Source organism: Anaerophaga thermohalophila str. Valhall, assembly GCF_000250735.1.
Taxonomy (GTDB): domain Bacteria; phylum Bacteroidota; class Bacteroidia; order Bacteroidales; family Marinilabiliaceae; genus Anaerophaga; species Anaerophaga thermohalophila_A.
Genome location: NZ_AHZV01000182.1, coordinates 17,506 through 34,427 on the forward strand (window position 1 = coordinate 17,506; position 16,922 = coordinate 34,427).

Annotated in this window: 20 protein-coding genes; 11 read left to right on the forward strand and 9 right to left on the reverse strand. The window is 41.4% G+C overall.

Annotation, left to right across the window (positions count from 1 at the left end):
- Positions 1–7: 7 nt before the first annotated feature.
- The 4 genes from pstC to OQ5_RS20720 all read left to right on the forward strand — a co-directional run bounded on the left by pstC (position 8) and on the right by OQ5_RS20720 (position 2,693).
- Entirely contained in the window at positions 8–898 is an 891-nt protein-coding gene (gene pstC / locus OQ5_RS20715) for a phosphate ABC transporter permease subunit PstC (protein WP_016777299.1), read from the forward strand.
- A 116-nt stretch (positions 899–1,014) separates the two neighbouring features.
- Positions 1,015–1,869, forward strand: coding sequence for a phosphate ABC transporter permease PstA (pstA, locus tag OQ5_RS0109645; protein ID WP_016777300.1), 855 nt, complete (start codon positions 1,015–1,017; stop codon positions 1,867–1,869).
- Positions 1,870–1,875: 6 nt separating this feature from the next.
- Positions 1,876–2,190, forward strand: coding sequence for an ATP-binding cassette domain-containing protein (locus tag OQ5_RS23830; RefSeq protein ID WP_016777301.1), 315 nt, complete (start codon positions 1,876–1,878; stop codon positions 2,188–2,190).
- An 8-nt stretch (positions 2,191–2,198) separates the two neighbouring features.
- Positions 2,199–2,693, forward strand: coding sequence for a phosphate ABC transporter ATP-binding protein (locus OQ5_RS20720; RefSeq protein ID WP_016777302.1), 495 nt, complete (start codon positions 2,199–2,201; stop codon positions 2,691–2,693).
- A 17-nt stretch (positions 2,694–2,710) separates the two neighbouring features.
- On the opposite strand, the gene arsB is transcribed toward OQ5_RS20720, so the two are convergent.
- The 5 genes from arsB to OQ5_RS0109675 form a co-directional block, all read right to left on the reverse strand.
- Positions 2,711–3,742 (reverse strand): ACR3 family arsenite efflux transporter, encoded by a 1,032-nt coding sequence (gene arsB, locus OQ5_RS0109655; RefSeq protein WP_016777303.1) that lies wholly within the window; start codon positions 3,740–3,742, stop codon positions 2,711–2,713.
- A 323-nt stretch (positions 3,743–4,065) separates the two neighbouring features.
- A complete protein-coding gene (locus tag OQ5_RS0109660) occupies positions 4,066–4,863 on the reverse strand; it encodes an arsenite methyltransferase (RefSeq protein ID WP_016777304.1) in 798 nt (265 codons plus the stop codon).
- Positions 4,864–5,147: 284 nt separating this feature from the next.
- Positions 5,148–5,360: a four helix bundle protein gene (locus OQ5_RS23835; RefSeq protein WP_016777305.1), complete on the reverse strand. Its 213-nt coding sequence runs from the start codon at positions 5,358–5,360 to the stop codon at positions 5,148–5,150.
- Between the two features lie 34 nt (positions 5,361–5,394).
- Positions 5,395–5,820 carry an arsenate reductase ArsC gene (locus OQ5_RS0109670; protein WP_016777306.1) on the reverse strand — a complete coding sequence of 142 codons (426 nt, stop codon included), beginning with the start codon at positions 5,818–5,820 and terminating at the stop codon, positions 5,395–5,397.
- 202 nt (positions 5,821–6,022) lie between these two features.
- Positions 6,023–6,355: an ArsR/SmtB family transcription factor gene (locus OQ5_RS0109675; protein ID WP_016777307.1), complete on the reverse strand. Its 333-nt coding sequence runs from the start codon at positions 6,353–6,355 to the stop codon at positions 6,023–6,025.
- A 181-nt stretch (positions 6,356–6,536) separates the two neighbouring features.
- Between OQ5_RS0109675 and OQ5_RS20730 the strand changes: the two genes are divergently transcribed.
- From OQ5_RS20730 to OQ5_RS0109690, 3 genes are read left to right on the forward strand one after another with little or no spacing between them, the layout of a single operon-like run.
- Complete coding sequence (locus tag OQ5_RS20730) at positions 6,537–6,875, forward strand: ArsR/SmtB family transcription factor (RefSeq protein ID WP_016777308.1); 339 nt, start codon at positions 6,537–6,539, stop codon at positions 6,873–6,875.
- A 12-nt stretch (positions 6,876–6,887) separates the two neighbouring features.
- Positions 6,888–7,277: a rhodanese-like domain-containing protein gene (locus OQ5_RS0109685; RefSeq protein WP_016777309.1), complete on the forward strand. Its 390-nt coding sequence runs from the start codon at positions 6,888–6,890 to the stop codon at positions 7,275–7,277.
- 4 nt (positions 7,278–7,281) lie between these two features.
- Positions 7,282–8,055, forward strand: coding sequence for a sulfite exporter TauE/SafE family protein (locus tag OQ5_RS0109690; RefSeq protein ID WP_016777310.1), 774 nt, complete (start codon positions 7,282–7,284; stop codon positions 8,053–8,055).
- A gap of 83 nt (positions 8,056–8,138) precedes the next feature.
- Here the strand turns inward: OQ5_RS0109690 and OQ5_RS0109695 are convergent, their stop codons facing one another.
- The 4 genes from OQ5_RS0109695 to OQ5_RS0109710 form a co-directional block, all read right to left on the reverse strand.
- A complete protein-coding gene (locus OQ5_RS0109695) occupies positions 8,139–9,455 on the reverse strand; it encodes a permease (protein WP_016777311.1) in 1,317 nt (438 codons plus the stop codon).
- 25 nt (positions 9,456–9,480) lie between these two features.
- Positions 9,481–9,711 (reverse strand): thioredoxin family protein, encoded by a 231-nt coding sequence (locus OQ5_RS0109700; RefSeq protein WP_016777312.1) that lies wholly within the window; start codon positions 9,709–9,711, stop codon positions 9,481–9,483.
- A gap of 66 nt (positions 9,712–9,777) precedes the next feature.
- Positions 9,778–10,089, reverse strand: a complete 312-nt coding sequence (locus OQ5_RS0109705) for an ArsR/SmtB family transcription factor (RefSeq protein ID WP_016777313.1) — start codon at positions 10,087–10,089, stop codon at positions 9,778–9,780.
- A 5-nt stretch (positions 10,090–10,094) separates the two neighbouring features.
- Positions 10,095–10,640: a hypothetical protein gene (locus OQ5_RS0109710; RefSeq protein ID WP_141638870.1), complete on the reverse strand. Its 546-nt coding sequence runs from the start codon at positions 10,638–10,640 to the stop codon at positions 10,095–10,097.
- A gap of 661 nt (positions 10,641–11,301) precedes the next feature.
- On the opposite strand from OQ5_RS0109710, the gene OQ5_RS0109720 reads away from it, so the two are divergent.
- The 4 genes from OQ5_RS0109720 (at position 11,302) to OQ5_RS0109730 (ending at position 16,553) form a co-directional block, all read left to right on the forward strand.
- A complete protein-coding gene (locus tag OQ5_RS0109720) occupies positions 11,302–12,300 on the forward strand; it encodes a pectinesterase family protein (protein WP_016777316.1) in 999 nt (332 codons plus the stop codon).
- A 333-nt stretch (positions 12,301–12,633) separates the two neighbouring features.
- Positions 12,634–13,203: a class I tRNA ligase family protein gene (locus OQ5_RS25285; protein ID WP_369688190.1), complete on the forward strand. Its 570-nt coding sequence runs from the start codon at positions 12,634–12,636 to the stop codon at positions 13,201–13,203.
- Complete coding sequence (leuS, locus tag OQ5_RS20735) at positions 13,200–15,422, forward strand: leucine--tRNA ligase (protein ID WP_369688191.1); 2,223 nt, start codon at positions 13,200–13,202, stop codon at positions 15,420–15,422. The genes OQ5_RS25285 and leuS overlap by 4 nt, the downstream gene beginning before the upstream one ends.
- 210 nt (positions 15,423–15,632) lie before the next feature.
- The gene (locus OQ5_RS0109730) at positions 15,633–16,553 is read left to right on the forward strand and encodes a YitT family protein (RefSeq protein WP_016777317.1); all 921 of its coding nucleotides are present in this window, start codon (positions 15,633–15,635) and stop codon (positions 16,551–16,553) included.
- Positions 16,554–16,922 lie beyond the last annotated feature (369 nt).

Genomic DNA, 16,922 nt, shown 5'->3' on the forward strand with positions numbered 1-16,922 from the left:
TCACTCAATGCTAAATAAAACCATACGTTCAAGAATAACCGACAGCTGGATGTTGACTGCTCTTGTTATCATACTCTTTCTTCCATTAATTATAGGGCTGGCTCTCTTTCTAAAATCTATCCCCCTGTTTCATATCAGTTCTCTGCCATGCCTTTTATTTTCGGAAGACTGGGCGCCTAATGCCGGAGAATTTGGTTTTTGGCCGTTTATTTACAGTTCATTGTATGTCACTGCACTTTCTTTTGTTTTCTCGGCCCCGTTGTGTTTACTGGCAGCCATATACCTCACCGAATTTGCATCCAAAAGACTGATACAGATTATGCATCCCGTGATTGACATTTTGGCTGGTATTCCATCGGTTATTTACGGAATGTGGGGTATCTTGGTCATTGTTCCCCTAGCCGGGGAAATACTGGCTCCCTTTTTCAATATAAAATCGTCGGGTTACTCGGTTTTAGCCGGGGGAATTGTTCTGGCTGTCATGTGCATTCCCTATATGCTGAATATGCTAATTGAATCATTTAAGACAGTCCCTTACGGATTAAAAGAAGCTGCTTTTTCTTTGGGCGCTACGCATTGGGAAACCATAAAACATGTATTGTTACGAAAAAGCAGGCCGGGTATCCTATCGGCATTTGGATTAGGGCTGGCCAAAGCTTTTGGTGAAACACTGGCTGTAATGATGGTCGTGGGAAATGTTATTCAAATCACCGGCAACCCTTTTAAAGCAGCATACCCTCTGCCTGCCCTGATTGCCAACAATTACGGAGAGATGCTCTCCATCCCTTTGTACGATTCGGCTCTAATGTTTGCAGCACTAATACTTCTGATTGTTGTTTTATTGATCAATCTTATTTTCAGATATTTCATTGTCTCAAGTCATGCAGTTAAAATATAATACATAAGTTTCTGCATGCAAATTCCCTGTCTGCCGACAGGCAGGCATTCGACCATAATAAATAAATTTTATACAAATGAAAGCATAACGAACGGCCAATCAGAAAAAATCACGCGATGCGAAATGGAAAAACAATAGAAGAGAAGATATTTAAAATATTAACCGGAGTAGCCTGTTATTCACTCATTGCAATACTCGGGTATATTATTTTCATAATTTTTCGGAAAGGTTTTAGTTACCTGACCATAGAAATGATAACCCAACTGCCCACGGGAGGTTACTATTACGGAGGAGAAGGCGGAGTGCTCAACGCCATTGCAGGTTCGTTGTATATTGCCGGCGGCGCTACGCTCATTGCTCTCATTCTTGGCGTACCTGCTGCACTTTATATCAACTCACACCTGATCCGGCACAAAAAAACTCAAAATACGGTAAGGTATATCCTGGACTCCTTGTGGGGAATTCCATCGATCGTTTATGGAGCTTTTGGTTTCACGTTAATGATCTGGCTTGGAATGAGTGCTTCATTAATGGCTGGCATCATTACGGTGGCTTTCCTGATCACACCCATAGTCATCCGTTCTTTTGATGAAGTGTTAAGTACCATCCCAAAGGGACTTCATGAAGCGTCTCTTGCACTCGGGTCCACGCGGTCTCAAACAGCCTTTAAGGTACTTCTGAAACAAGGTTTTTCAGGGTTAATCACCGCAGTTCTACTGGCATTCGGCCGAGGCATTGGTGATGCCGCTTCGGTTCTTTTTACAGCCGGTTATACCGACTTGATCCCTACAAATTTAGATGAACCGGCAGCCACTCTGCCTCTTTCCATTTTCTTTCAGCTCAGCTCTCCTATTCCTGCCGTGAGGGAAAGAGCTTATGCCGCAGCAGCTATACTTACCATCATTGTTTTGATCATTAGCCTTTCGGCACGCTTTTTTGCCAAACGCTATTCAAAATCGAATTTAAAATAAAGAATTATGGACACACTAACCGAAGAAAAAACCGGTACTTACTTTGCTTCGAAAGCAATCCGGAAAACACAACCTGAATCGGCCATCTCTATAAAAAACCTGAATGTCTTTGCCGGAGATCATCATATATTAAAAAACATCTGCCTTGAAATCCCCAAAAATAAAGTTACCGTCTTACTGGGACCATCGGGCTGTGGCAAAACAACTTTGCTCAAATCACTGAATAAATTAACCGATCTTTACAAAGAATTAGATGTGTCGGGAAGTGTTTTATCGGACAGAACGATATTCTTAATTCCAATCACAACGTTCCGGCGCTGAGACAAAAAATGGGACTGCTCTCTCAAAAGCCATATCCCTTACCTGTTTCCATTTTTAAAAATGTTGCTTACGGGATAAAACTGAAAGGGGTAAAAGATAAAAAACTAATTGCATGGAATGTTGAGCAAAAGCTGAAAGAAGTTGGTTTATGGAACGAAGTAAAAGACCGCCTTCATTCATCTGCCGACAGTTTATCCATCGGTCAGCAACAACGCCTTTGTCTGGCTCGTGGACTTGCAGTAAAGCCACAAATTATTCTGGCTGATGAACCTACTTCTGCTTTAGACCCTGTGTCAAGTAAAATTATTGAAGACCGCTTCAGAGAACTGAAGAAGCATTATACCATTGTGATTGTTACACATATTCTGAGGCAGGCTCAAAGACTGGCCGACAATGTGGTTTTCATGCATTATGGGAAAATTATTGAACAGGGAGCACCGGAAACCGTAATCAAAAATCCGCAAAGTTCTCAATTGAAAGAATATCTTGTGGATGGATTTTAGTTAGTGATCTATTGAAACTAATACTTCCACTTATTGGCCAGTGCAACCAGCGACAGCATAACCGGAACCTCAACAAGCACACCAACTACCGTAACCAGCGCAGCAGGTGATTGCAGTCCGAAAAGTGAAATAGCCACCGCTACAGCCAGTTCAAAAAAGTTGCTGGCCCCGATCATGGCAGCAGGTGAACAAACCGGATGTGGCAGTTTCATTTTTTTACCGGCAAACCAGGTGATGAAAAAGATAAAATAGGTCTGAATGACCAATGGCACAGCCGCCAATAAAATAATAAGCGGATTGTTAACAATATTTTGTCCCTGAAAAGCAAAGAGCAAAACCAGCGTTACCAGAAGGGCAACAATGCTAACAGGTTTGAGTTTTGGCAAAAAAACATTCTTAAACCATTCTTCACCTCGCCGTTTTAATAGAATTTTCTGGGTGATTACACCAGCTACAAGAGGAATAACAACAAATGTTACAATACTTGCAATTAGCGTGTTGTAAGGGATGGAAATATTGGTAATTCCCAGCAACAGTCCGACAATTGGCACAAAAGCCACCAAAATGATCAGGTCGTTTATAGAAACCTGCACCAGCGTATAGTTGGGATCACCGTTGGTCAGATAAGACCATACAAACACCATGGCCGTACAGGGAGCAGCTCCCAGAATAATGGCTCCTGCAATATACTCTCCGGCCAGTTCGGGTTCAATCCATGCCTGATAAAGGTGTGAGAAAAACAACCAGGCAAAGAAGGACATAGTAAAAGGCTTGATGAGCCAGTTGACCACCAGTGTTAACACCACTCCTTTGGGGCGTTTCCCGATTTTTTTGATGCTCGAGAAATCAACCTGCAACATCATGGGGTAAATCATCAACCATATCAAGATCGCTACGGGAATGTTTACTTTCGCTACTTCCAGGCGGCTGAAAACCTCGATGGAATCACCGGCAACATGGCCAATGACTATTCCCCCCAGAATACCAAGGGCGACCCAAATAGTAAGGTACTTCTCGAAGAATCCTATTTTTCGTTTTTGAGTGCTCATAAAATGAATGTTTAAACGCAAAGACGCTAAGGCGCAGAGTTTATTTTAGACTTATTTATGTTATAGATCGTTAGATTTTTAGATTTAAGATATAAGATGATTCGTATTTGATTGAAAATATGCATTTTACCAGAACAACTCATGCGATACAACCAGTTGATTTTAAAGTATTTAAAAGAGTTTTGCAAACTATTGGTAACATTAAAAAGGAAATGGCTTGCGCCATTTTTATTTTTCTTGTCCACGAAACGACTGGAAGGAGTTCGATAACTCCTTCTGTCGTTTCGTGGACGACAAGAAAAATAATTGCGCAGCAATTAATACTATCCCATCTTCACAGCAAATAACGTAATACTGAAAATTCCGCCTCCTGATTGCTTAAATTCTTCCAGTTCATCAGGTGTAACATGATTCAGAAGTGTTTCATCCGACAAGACGATTTCCTTTTCCGTCTGAACTGTAATGCCGGAAAATCCCTGTCTTTTGACAATGGAGATGTATTCATCTTTGTCAATGGCACCGGAAACACAACCGGCATACATCTCGGCATCTTTTTTCAGGCCTTCAGGAAAATTTCCAACAATCACCACATCAGAAATAGAAAAGTGTCCTCCGGGTTTCAGCACTCTGAAAATTTCTGAAAAAGCTTTTTGTTTATCAGGTACCAGATTCAACACACAGTTGCTGATTACCACATCGAATGATGCATCGGGAAGTGGCATCTCTTCAATATCGCCCTGAACAAATTCTATATTTTTAAATCCTGTCTTCTCCAGATTTTCGTTGGCCTTTTTGATCATCGCTTTAGTAAAGTCGAGGCCTGTCACCTTTCCTGAATCACCGGTTTGGGTTCTGGCTACAAAGCAGTCATTGCCCGCACCACTTCCCAGATCCAATACATGATGGCCTTCTTTAATTTGAGCAAACTCTGTAGGCAATCCGCACCCCAAGCCAAGGTCAGCGTCTTTGTTGTAACCTAGCTGCCCGGTGTAATCATCGTTAAACACTGAGTAGTCAACTTCCCCGTCGCAGCATCCTGTATCACCGCAGCAGGAGGTGTTGTTTTCGGCTATTTGCCCGTATTTGTTCTGAACAATTAGTTTTAAATCTTGTGGGTTCATCCGTATAAAATTTATTTATTAAGGTCGGATGGAACTCGCGATTTCTTTATACATACCCTTTTGTGGCAGTTTTGAGAAATCAAAGCTCCATGCTCGTTTCATAAAATTAATTTGAAAATAATTCGATTTGAAAATTTGAAAATGCCTTAACCTACCTTTGAAGTACTGATAATCTTCGAGAGTATTTTGATGATAATATTTAATTTTTCAGACAGCAGCTCATTCTTTGGATATGTTTTAGATAAAGAACAAAGCAGCAACCAATACTCTGTTTCATCGGCTTCTTAGGCCGCAATCTTCATTTTATGAAGAAAATCGGCTTTGCTTTCTGCATTCTGTGCTTCACGGGCATTTGCGCCAATTGACGTGCCTGCTTTCAATAATTGTCTTGCAATAACATATTTTCTTTTTTCTTCTAATAATTCTGAATACTCAATTATTTCCAGAGAAAATTCAAGTGTGAGTTTAATAATTAGATTTTCTTTATCATTTCTCATAATCTTCAAATTCTCAAATTAACTCATTTTCAAATTATAAAACAGGTTCAATATCTTCTTTATAAAACTTATAAAAAGCATCTTTTATCTCGTCACGTACACGGATGAATTCGCTCCATATAAACTCATCACTGCCTGTGACATCTGAAGGGTCATCAAATCCCATGTGCAGACGGTGTTTTACCTTACCCATAAAAACAGGGCAGTTTTCGTTAGCTCCCCCGCAAACAGTGATCACGTAATCCCATTCATCGCCCAGATATTGATCAACCGGGTCAGAAGTGTGATGACTGATGTCAATCCCGATCTCTTTCATCGCTTTTACCGCATTGGGGTTCAGTTTTCCTGATGCTTCAGTCCCGGCCGAACGTACATAAAGATCTTTGTTGAACGATTGCATGAAACCATGCGCCATTTGGCTACGGCAGCTGTTGCCGGTGCATAGAATGAGTATTTTCATGTTACTTTTTTCTTTTTTAGATTTTAGCCCGGATTATTCATAAATAATCCCTGTCTCCGACAACGACTAAGATTCAGTAAAAACTTTTTTTCAAAAGTTTAACTTTATCTAAGTCGGGGTTAACCTTCACTTTATTCATAAAAAAATAATTTATGAATAGTTCAGGTTAGAAGTTAGAAAATCTGATTGTCAACAACATAAATTATTCACATTGAAAATTGTCAACGGGTAATTCATTCAAAAAAGATTCACTGATTTTCTTTAATTCTTTCACTTTTTCGGGATTCAGACAATAATTGGTATGATTTCCGGTGACATGCCCCTGGATAAGTCCGGCCTTTTTCAACTCTGCCAAGTGCTGATTGACCGTTGTGCGACTAAGGGGAAGTTCTTCGGAAATATCTCCGGTAATGCAGACCCTTGTTTCTGCCAAATAACGAAGAATCTGCAAACGGGCCGGATGTCCCAATGCTTTATAGAGCAACGCAGCATCCTGCAAATCCGAATCAAATAATGTTGTTTTCGCGAGTACCATTTCTTATTTGTTTGACGCAAATATACGTCAAATAATTTATATGACGTAATTATACGTCGTTAATTTTGAAACCATTTTATTTTTGCAGTTATTTGGTACTTTTGCCAAATTGCCAAAATAAAATTCTGTCACGAATTTTACGAAGCGCAGAAATGTTTTTTTGAAAAAAAGCCAAAGGCTTATGAATCGGAAAATTACAAGTCAATATCAGGCAGAAGCAGAAATCTTCAAAGCGTTATCACACCCTACAAGACTTTTCATTTTGCACACCATCAAAGAAAAGTCCTATTCTGTTTCTCAACTGGCCAAAATGGTTGGGATTGATATATCCACTATGTCGAAACATCTGGATTTACTGAAAAGATACAAACTCATTGGCGGAATAAAAGAACGCAATACGGTTTATTACCAGCTGACCATTCCGTGTCTGTTCGATTTCATCCGCTGCGCACGAAAAATGATCGACTGTTCGCCGGAGTGTCAGCAATTGCAATGTGTTCCGAAGAAACTTAACCAATAAAAATACATCATTATGAACGAACTGGAAAAAACCATTCAACGAATGGATTTTGAGTATTTTGCAACCGGGCAACATAAAGTTGAGCCGGAAACTTTCCTGCAAACTAAAAATGCTGTACTCTTAGATGTAAGATCGAAAGAAGAAATAGAAACAGTTCAGTTTCATCTTAAACATCACACAGACAAGCTTGAGATTCCTGCCCACGATGTACCATCAAATATTGATAAAATTCCTAAAGATAAACTCATCGGGGTTTTTTGTTCTTCAGGCATACGATGTGTAATGATTTTTCTCTATCTCAAAAGCAAGGGTTTTGAACACGTCAAAATTTTGGAGGGCGGCTACACGAAATTACTGCCGGCTCTGATGCCCGGAAAAATCTACAAACATCTCAATCAATAGACCTATGAACATATGGATATTGGCATTTATAATTTTTGCCATCGCGGCTACAATGACAACCACTGGTCGGGGCGGGGGCAACTTTTATGTACTTGCCATCGCCCTGGCAGGCATTGGCATGCACGAAGCAGCAACAACCGGACAATTTGTGCTGATTGCATCTTCAATGACAGCCACATTCTTTTTTGGCAAAAAGAAAGTTATCGACTGGAAACTGGTTCTGCTAATCGGCGGAATGACGCTGGTTTCAGGTTTCCTTGGCGGTTTTTTCTCGGATATATTTGACGGAACAATGCTGAAAATCATTTTCGCTGTTTTTATCGCCATTGCATCCATTTTAATGCTTAAACCCGTAAAAGAAGGCCCCAAGGAAAACAGTAAATACCGGGTAAAACTGAAGTCGGGTGAAATAACTTACCACATCAACTTATTTCTTTTTGTCCCGATCGTTCTCCTTACCGGTTTTGTATCGGGTATGGTTGGTGTTTCGGGTGGTTCATTTCTCGTTCCTTTGATGGTACTTGCAGTCGGTGTTCCCATGCACATTGCCGTTGGCACATCCACCACACTTTTTATGATCACCGCCACGGCCGGTTTCTTGGGACACCTGAGCACCGGTCACTTTGATGCGTCTCTGGCCATTCCGCTCGCAATTGCAGGCGCTGCCGGCGGATATCTGGGTACACATTTAACGGTAAAAATCCCTTCAAAAAAATTGAAACTGATCTTTGCGGCGACGTCGTTGCTGGCGGCCTTGCTTATGGTTTTAAATACTTAGAAATCAAACAAAACTTTGCGTCATTGCATCTCTGCGTTTAAAACTATTTTAACGATCAATTTTTCTTACAGACTATTGTAATACTACAAACTACCAAAAATAAGTCCCGAAGCAGTCGCCATAACCACTACCAGTGCAACATACATCAAAGTTTTTTGTGTTCCCATCACTCCGCGAATAACCAGCATATTTGGCAATGACAATGACGGGCCGGCCAACAGCAATGCCAATGCCGGACCTTTTCCCATTCCGGCAGCCATCAGTCCCTGAAGAATGGGTACTTCGGTAAGCGTTGCAAAATACATAAATGCACCTACGATTGAAGCAAAAAAGTTAGAAAACACAGAATTACCGCCAACGAGCGACGTTATCCAGCTTTCGGGAATAATTCCGGCGATTGCTGTATTGCCATGTGTAGAGCCAAGTAAAAATCCGGCTGCCACAACCCCAATTGCCAATAGCGGCATAATTTGTTTGGTGAAATCCCAGGCCGACAACGTCCACTCCCGGTTTTCATCATGCTTCTTATCAGTCAGAGTAATAATACTTAGGACGGCAATACCCACTACCATTGGTACAAGCGGGGATTTGGTTAAAAATGCTGACGCTGCGGTAACAATTGTCCCAAGAACCACATATTGCCATTTTAGTCTTAAAATGAAAATGAGTGAGAAAACCAATAAGACGGAAAAGAAAGAAGTGATGTACCATTTATTGGCCCACAGCCAGTAAAATCCGCCACTGGTTACGTCATCACCCGGCTTTCCCCAGTTGGCAAAAACCAAAATCAGCACCAGAGTAAAAAAGTGGAAAGCGGTTTGCCACATGGGACGTTCTTCCGGTACATTTGGAAAATTCATCTGCTCTTCGCGTTTGGCTTTTTCTTCTTTGCGATAAATGAGCGACATAACAGAACCAATAACTACGGCAAAAATCACCGCACCAATAATTCGGGCAATCCCCATTTCAATTCCCAAAATACGGGCAGTAAGGATAATGGCCAGGATATTTATGGCAGGACCGCTGTACAAAAAAGCAATGGCAGGCCCCAGACCAGCTCCACGCTTATGGATACTGGAGAAAAGCGGGAGTATGGTACAACTACAAACCGCCAGAATGGTTCCCGAAATTGAAGCAACAGAATAAGACAGCCATTTTTTTGCATTTGCTCCAAAATATTTCATCACCGCACTCTGGCTGACAAATACGGCAATTACTCCGGCAATAAAAAAAGCAGGCAACAAACATAGAATAACATGCTCCTGTGCATACCACCTGGTAAGGTCAAAAGTGGCCATAATGGCTTCCTGAAAACGCGCACTACCCAATGGCATGAAGAATGCAAAAAGAAATATCGCGATAATCCAGCCTAATATTTTTAATTCTTTTTTTAATTCCATTATCTTTTTCAATAACCTTATGTACTCAACTCAGCATCTTTTTCAACGCATCATAAGAGGGTACACTTCCTTTGACTACAATTTCGCCATCTACAATAAGTGCCGGGGTCTTAGCAACATTGTACTGCATGATTTCCATGATGTCTTCCACCTTTGAGATATTGGCTTCAATTCCCAGTTCTTCTACCGCATCACGCGTTAATTTTTCAAGGGTTTTGCACTTTGGGCACCCTGTACCTAAAACTTTTATATCCATAGTTTTCTGCTTTTTAAAAACAAATAGTTCGTAGTTCGTAAAATCACGAACAAATATATTAAAAAATTAGAGCGACCAAAAATCTTTAAACAACTTTTTGGCTTCCTCCCAATTCTCACTATTGACACAATACTTAATCCGGGGCGCCTCGATCTGCCCCTGAATCAGTCCGCTCTCTTTTAATTCTTTAAGATGTTGTGATAAAGTTGATTTTGCAATGGGAAGCTCCTGCGAAAGATCGCCACTGTAACAACACGATTGGTTGGCCAGCAATTGCATAATATACACCCTTACAGGATGCCCGAGTGCCTTGGCATAACGGGCCATTTTCTGTTGCTCTTTTGAAGGAGCGATTTGTTTAATTCCTTGTATTTTCATGGCTCTTAATACTTCAGCTCAATTTTCCCGTCGTAATAGTCGAGATATAATTGATCATGGTCTCCCTCTTCAAAGACCATCCCCAAAGATACACTCTTGCCGGAAATTTTTTCAATTTGCACGGTTACATCCTCCTGGTTGACTAAATCAATCAGGTGATAAAGTGTTTCTGCCCTGCCTTCTATCTCTAATGGCATGGTTGTGATAATGCCCCATTGTTTATCGGATGAAACCTGCATGAGTGATACGATTCGCGAAGAATCTCTCAAGACTACCTTCCCTTCTGCTTCAGCATCATCCAAAAGTAAGGCGGTTTGATCATTGTTTTCATAAACTCTCTCAATTGGCGGATGAGAACCGGATCGTTGAGCAACAAACCTGTCATTAAAGAAAACCTCGGAGATGCAAATATCATCATATTCTGTTCCGGCGTAGTTTTCCAGTATTTCCAACTTCATAATCAGAGAACTGTCCTCAATGGGGAACTCCATATTTTCTACAAACTCCGCTCGAACATTATTCTTGAACGCTTCGAAATTTTCTTTTGGCAAATTCAATTATCTGTTCCACAACCGCTCTCCTGGCTAAATATGAGTCGTTTTTTAAATATATGGTTTCTTCGATGTACTCCCGGTTCGATTTAGGATATATGTCATTTATGACGAAACCCCGTTCAGCTAATGGCACTTTTTTTAATTGGTTATTAAAGTTAGTAAAATCTATCTCATTTCTTTTCTCATAAGCAGAATTAAAAGAAGCGGAATCGACCTGTGACATCGTCATTGTTTTTTCATCAAAGACAAACTGCGAATATTTCTTTTTTAAATTACTTATTCTCCTTAAGCGAATCTACTCCTGCACTTTGTATATGTATTCAGAACGCACGTAATTAGTGTCTGTCCATAAAGTGCCATTTGCTGTGTTACGCTCGCCGCCAAAATACTCATTTACGAAAAGTAAACTCCGTTTTTGGCGGCTTCGCAAGCCTTGCAACTGGCACTTTCTGAACAGACACACATGCTGAAAAAATTTTTTGAAAGTTTATAGACGGGGACTAATTAGTGTACCCCTAAAAAGCTTTTTCATTTTTGTCGGACAGTAGTGAAAACATATCTGAAATTTAGCGAGATTATATCTTTTTTCCCATATTTGTCATCACAGCAGCAAGTAACAAACATACTACATTAAATCAACAATTTAGACTCACTCTACATGGAACGTTTCAAATTATTGTCATTACTTTTTCTGATACTATTCATTTTTCAGGAAGCAAACGCTTCTTATGACACACAAATCACCGTTGCCAAAGACGGGAGCGGTGATTACATGACTCTTCAGGAGGCGATTTATGACACGAAAGCGTTTCCCGACAGGCGCATTACCATTTATGTAAAGAAAGGGACATACAAAGAAAAAGTGAATATCCCGGCTTTTAATACTCATCTTTCAATTATTGGAGAGGACCCGGAAAAAACCATCATTACCTGGGACGATCATTTTAAAAAGATCGACAAGGGGCGCAACAGCACATTTTACACCTACACGATGAAAGTGGATGCCAACGATTTCTATGCAGAGAATCTGACCATTCGAAACACGGCGGGAGATGTGGGGCAAGCCGTAGCGCTTCACTTAACAGGCGACAGGGTTGTATTCCGAAATTGTCGCATACTTGGGCACCAGGATACCTTTTATGGTGCAGGAGAAAGCAGCCGCCAATACTTTAGCCAGTGCTATTTCGAAGGAACAACCGACTTTATTTTCGGCGATGCCACCGTTTTATTCGAAGATTGCGAAATCCGCAGCCTGGCCAATTCCTACATTACAGCTGCCAGTACTCCTGCATGGAAAGATTTCGGCTTTGTTTTCCTCGATTGTAGACTTACCGCAGGTGACGCGGTTAAGAAGGTTTTTCTTGGCAGGCCATGGCGCGATTATGCCAGGGTAGCATTCCTGAATTGTTACATGGGCAATCATATTCATCCTCAGGGTTGGGCAAACTGGAAGGATACGGACCGCGACCAGACTGCCGAATTTTCTGAATATGGAAATACCGGCCCTGGCTCCAATCAAAGCAGCAGGGTTGGCTGGATGCATCAGCTGACAGATGAGCAGGCGCAGCAATATAAAATTGAAACCATACTGGCTCCGGTCTGCAACAAAGAGGCAGGCCATGAAATGTGGATATCCAGAAGAGCAGAGAGTGAATAATCAACTGATCACTTAGCCTGCTTTTGAATTTGGAGGCTATTGCCAGGATGTCTCAAAGTTTTTGTATTTTCGCAGCTTTAACAATAGCATAATAAGATAATTGAGTCTGTTCCTTAAAAAGCTATTTTTCACAAGATCGAGACAAAGTGATTTTTTGAAATGGCGCTTTATGCAATAGATCGTCAGATTTTTAGATTTAAGATACAAGATGAACATTAAGGCACTGATAATTTGTATTTTAAATACAAACAATTGTCTTAAAATCGTTGGTAAAAGTTTAACGGACTATTGTTTATGGACAGACACTAAAAATTAAATACTATAGAAGACACCATGGAGTACAATTTCAAAGAGATCGAAAAGAAGTGGCAAAAACACTGGAAAGACCAGAAAACCTACAAGGTTGATATTGACAAAAACCGTCCCAAATACTATGTTCTTGACATGTTTCCCTACCCTTCCGGAGCAGGGTTGCACGTGGGACATCCGCTGGGATATATAGCATCCGATATTTTCAGCCGGTACAAAAGATCTTCCGGATTTAATGTGCTTCATCCCATGGGATACGATGCCTACGGCCTTCCAGCCGAGCAGTATGCCATTCAAACCGGACAACATCCGGCCATAACCACCGAAAACAATATAAAAAGATATCGCGAACAGCTCGACAAAATTGGTTTCTCTTATGATTGGGACAGAGAAGTAAAAACCTGCGATCCCAAATACTATCACTGGACCCAGTGGGCTTTTATTAAAATGTTCCATCACTATTACGACAATAAAGCCGATAAAGCACTACCAATTGAAGAACTGATTAAAAAATTTAATGCTTCGGGCACAAAGGATGTAGATGCTGCATCTTCGCAAAAACTCAATTTTTCTGCCGAAGAGTGGAAAAAATGAGCGAAAAAGAACAACAGGAAGTGCTTCTAAATTACCGTATTGCTTATCTGGCCGACACAATGGTAAACTGGTGCCCGGCACTTGGAACTGTATTGGCCAACGATGAAGTAAAGGATGGGGTGTCACTTCGGGGAGGGCACCCGGTCGAACAAAAAGTGATGCGCCAATGGTCACTCAGAGTTTCTGCTTATGCAGAACGTCTGCTCAAAGGACTGGACAATATTGACTGGACAGAATCGCTCAAGGAAATCCAGAAGAACTGGATAGGCCGCTCCGAAGGTGCTGAAATGGTTTTCCCCGTAAAAGATTCGGATGTGGAGATGAAAATTTTCACCACCCGGGCCGACACAGTATTCGGGGTTACTTTTATGGTACTGGCCCCTGAAAGCGAATTGGTTGATAAAATAGTTAAGCCCGACAAAAAAGCCGAAGTCGACCAATATATAAAGGATGCCAGGAAACGCACCGAAAGGGAGAGAATGTCGGAAGTCAAAAAAATGACCGGCGTTTTTACAGGAGCTTATGCCATCAATCCCCTGAACAATGAAGAAGTTCCTGTATGGGTAAGTGACTATGTTCTGGCCGGTTACGGAACAGGAGCCATTATGGCGGTACCGGCTCACGACAGTCGCGATTTTGCTTTTGCCCGTACTTTTGATCTGCCCATTGTTCAGGTTGTCGTTCCCCGGGGAGAAGAACCCGGCGATATAGACAAATGGGACGATGCAAGAGATTCCAAAGAAGGCTACATGATCAATTCCGGGTTTCTGAATGGTCTGAATGTTCCTGAAGCCATAGAAAAGACCAACGAGTACATCCGCGAAAAAGGCCTTGGTGAAGTGAAAGTAAATTACCGACTCCGCGATGCTATTTTCAGCCGTCAACGTTATTGGGGCGAACCATTCCCCGTTTATTACAAGGACGGAATGCCCTACACACTTGATGAGTCGGAACTTCCCCTGGAACTTCCCGAAGTCGACAAATATCTGCCCACCGACAAAGGAGAACCGCCGTTGGGACGCGCCAAAAACTGGAAAACCAAAGAAGGATATCCCCTTGAATTAAATACTATGCCCGGGTTTGCCGGATCATCAGCCTATTACCTGCGCTATATGGACCCCCATAATGATCAGATGCTGGTCAGTCCCGAAGCCAACCGGTACTGGCAGGATGTTGATCTTTATATTGGCGGTACCGAACATGCAACAGGACATCTTATCTATTCCCGTTTCTGGAACAAGTTTCTTTACGACCTTGGAGTAGTTTGCAAACCGGAGCCTTTCCGGAAGCTCGTCAACCAGGGAATGATACAGGGACGCTCCAATTTTGTTTACAGAATCAAAGGTACCAACACCTTTGTATCTTACAATCTTAAGAATGATTATGACGTCACCCCCCTTCACGTTGATGTGAATATCGTAAACAACGATATCCTCGACATCGATGCCTTCAAAAAATGGAATCCCGAGTACAAAGATGCCGAATTCATCCTCGAGGAGGGCGATAAATATGTATGCGGATGGGCTGTGGAAAAAATGTCGAAATCAATGTTCAACGTGGTTAATCCCGACGACATCATTGAGCAATACGGTGCCGACACCCTTCGCCTTTATGAAATGTTCCTTGGCCCTCTGGAGCAATCCAAGCCCTGGGATACCAACGGCATTGACGGTGTACATAAATTCCTTCGCAAAACCTGGAGACTATTTTCCGATCGTGATGATAACATACTTGTAACCGATGAGGAACCTTCAAAGGCAGAGCTTAAAGTATTGCACCGAACTATTTCAAAAGTCACTGACGATATAGAGCGCTTTTCCTTCAACACCTGTGTCAGTGCTTTCATGATATGTGTTAACGAACTCAGCGACCTGAAATGCCATAAGCGGGCCATTCTGGAGCCGTTGCTGGTACTTCTGTCACCATTTGCACCGCACATGACGGAAGAACTCTGGCACTTATCCGGACACAATGATTCAATTGTTGATGCCACCTGGCCCCTGGCAGAAGAAAAATATCTGAAAGATGACACCGTGATCTACCCTGTTTCTTTCAATGGAAAAATGCGATTTAAACTGGAAATGCCTGCCCAAGCAGACAACGCTGAGATAGAAAAAGCCGCCCTGGAACATGAAGGAGCCGCCAAATGGATAGAAGGAAAAACCATCCGAAAAGTGATTATTGTTCCAGGCAAGATCATAAACATTGTTGTGTCGTAAAAATCAATCATGCAAGCTGCATCATACCAACAACTTAGACTAATTTTATACTGATGAAACGAGCATGGCAAGGATTGCCATAATAGATCATTAGATTTTTAGATATAAGATGTAAGATGAAATGAGCATAGAAAGGTAAACCACAATAAGAATATGTATAAGTTCTTGCATGCGAGTTCCATTAGGCCTTAACAAATAATTTTTATACGAATGAACAGAGAATACCTCTGGAGAGAGATTCGATCTTATATAATCATCACTGCCGGTTTGGCAATGGGTTCCATTGGCTGGACCGGGTTCATTATTCCCAGTGAGATTGTAGGTGGCGGTCTCACCGGTATTTCCAGCATTCTCTTTTTCCTTTTCGACATAGATGTGGGTTTAAGCAGTCTGTTAATCAATGCTGCCCTTATTCTTATTGCTATCAAATCCATTGGGGCCTCGTTTGGAATAAAAACCATTTATAGTGTTGTAGTATTTTCAGGTTTTCTCTCTTTCTTCAGCAATATATTCACCAGCGAACCCCTGGTAGGCGAAAAGATGATGGCAGCCGTAACCGGCGGCATTTTAAGTGGAATTGGCGGTGGACTTGTCTTTTCGTACGGTGGAAGTGCCGGCGGTACCGATATTATTGCCCGTATCATCAATAAGTATTACAACATCAGCATGGGCAGACTTCTGCTGGCGATGGATGCCATCATAATAGTGTCGGCCTATCCTATTTTCTGCTCAATAGAAACCATGGTTTATGGTTTTATGACCATGGCTGTTATTGCTTATGCAATCGACCTGGTAATTTCGGGTAACAAACAAACCGTACAGTTTTTCATTTTTTCCCGCAAACATAAAGAGCTTGCCGAACAAATTGTTTATACCGGGAAAAAAGGACTGACTATTATTCCGGCTATTGGAGGCTATACGGGAGAAGAAATTAAAGTACTCATGGTTTATGCACGAAAAAAAGAATCATCCATTATATTCAGAATCATAAAAAGTGTCGATCCTGAAGCATTCATTACTATGGGTAATGTAATGGGTATTTTCGGAGAAGGATACGACCGTTTAAAAATACGTGAAAAGAAACGTAAGCCTCTGACCGAAATTGAAGCAGAATTAACCGACCGAAATTAAAACGGGGAAATACCCAGCAAAAAAAGTATGAAGAAAAAATACATAATTGGACTCATCGTATTATCCCTTCTGGGCTTTTCAACATTTTGGTGTTATCGCCATTTCAGTGGTATCAGAACGCCTGACACCGCATTACTTACGGATAGCATCAACTTAGTGGTTGTTCCGCCCCCGCCTCCCGAAAAATTATACGGAATAGAAAAAGATTCTTTCATTATCGAAGACGGCGTAGTTCGTTATGCACAAAACCTTGCCACTATTTTGTCTGACCACAACGTCGATTACTCCGTGATACATAACCTGGCGCAGGCATCGAAGGATGTTTTCGATGTGAGGAAAATGAAAGCAGGCAACCGTTACACCATTTTC

Coding starts and splice junctions, on each gene's coding strand:
- pstC (WP_016777299.1), top strand. CDS start 8: ATGCTAAATAAAACCATACGTTCAAGAATAACCGACAGCTGGATGTTG.
- pstA (WP_016777300.1), top strand. CDS start 1,015: ATGCGAAATGGAAAAACAATAGAAGAGAAGATATTTAAAATATTAACC.
- OQ5_RS23830 (WP_016777301.1), top strand. CDS start 1,876: ATGGACACACTAACCGAAGAAAAAACCGGTACTTACTTTGCTTCGAAA.
- OQ5_RS20720 (WP_016777302.1), top strand. CDS start 2,199: ATGGGACTGCTCTCTCAAAAGCCATATCCCTTACCTGTTTCCATTTTT.
- arsB (WP_016777303.1), bottom strand. CDS start 3,742: ATGAGCACTCAAAAACGAAAAATAGGATTCTTCGAGAAGTACCTTACT.
- OQ5_RS0109660 (WP_016777304.1), bottom strand. CDS start 4,863: ATGAACCCACAAGATTTAAAACTAATTGTTCAGAACAAATACGGGCAA.
- OQ5_RS23835 (WP_016777305.1), bottom strand. CDS start 5,360: ATGAGAAATGATAAAGAAAATCTAATTATTAAACTCACACTTGAATTT.
- OQ5_RS0109670 (WP_016777306.1), bottom strand. CDS start 5,820: ATGAAAATACTCATTCTATGCACCGGCAACAGCTGCCGTAGCCAAATG.
- OQ5_RS0109675 (WP_016777307.1), bottom strand. CDS start 6,355: ATGGTACTCGCGAAAACAACATTATTTGATTCGGATTTGCAGGATGCT.
- OQ5_RS20730 (WP_016777308.1), top strand. CDS start 6,537: ATGAATCGGAAAATTACAAGTCAATATCAGGCAGAAGCAGAAATCTTC.
- OQ5_RS0109685 (WP_016777309.1), top strand. CDS start 6,888: ATGAACGAACTGGAAAAAACCATTCAACGAATGGATTTTGAGTATTTT.
- OQ5_RS0109690 (WP_016777310.1), top strand. CDS start 7,282: ATGAACATATGGATATTGGCATTTATAATTTTTGCCATCGCGGCTACA.
- OQ5_RS0109695 (WP_016777311.1), bottom strand. CDS start 9,455: ATGGAATTAAAAAAAGAATTAAAAATATTAGGCTGGATTATCGCGATA.
- OQ5_RS0109700 (WP_016777312.1), bottom strand. CDS start 9,711: ATGGATATAAAAGTTTTAGGTACAGGGTGCCCAAAGTGCAAAACCCTT.
- OQ5_RS0109705 (WP_016777313.1), bottom strand. CDS start 10,089: ATGAAAATACAAGGAATTAAACAAATCGCTCCTTCAAAAGAGCAACAG.
- OQ5_RS0109720 (WP_016777316.1), top strand. CDS start 11,302: ATGGAACGTTTCAAATTATTGTCATTACTTTTTCTGATACTATTCATT.
- OQ5_RS25285 (WP_369688190.1), top strand. CDS start 12,634: ATGGAGTACAATTTCAAAGAGATCGAAAAGAAGTGGCAAAAACACTGG.
- leuS (WP_369688191.1), top strand. CDS start 13,200: ATGAGCGAAAAAGAACAACAGGAAGTGCTTCTAAATTACCGTATTGCT.
- OQ5_RS0109730 (WP_016777317.1), top strand. CDS start 15,633: ATGAACAGAGAATACCTCTGGAGAGAGATTCGATCTTATATAATCATC.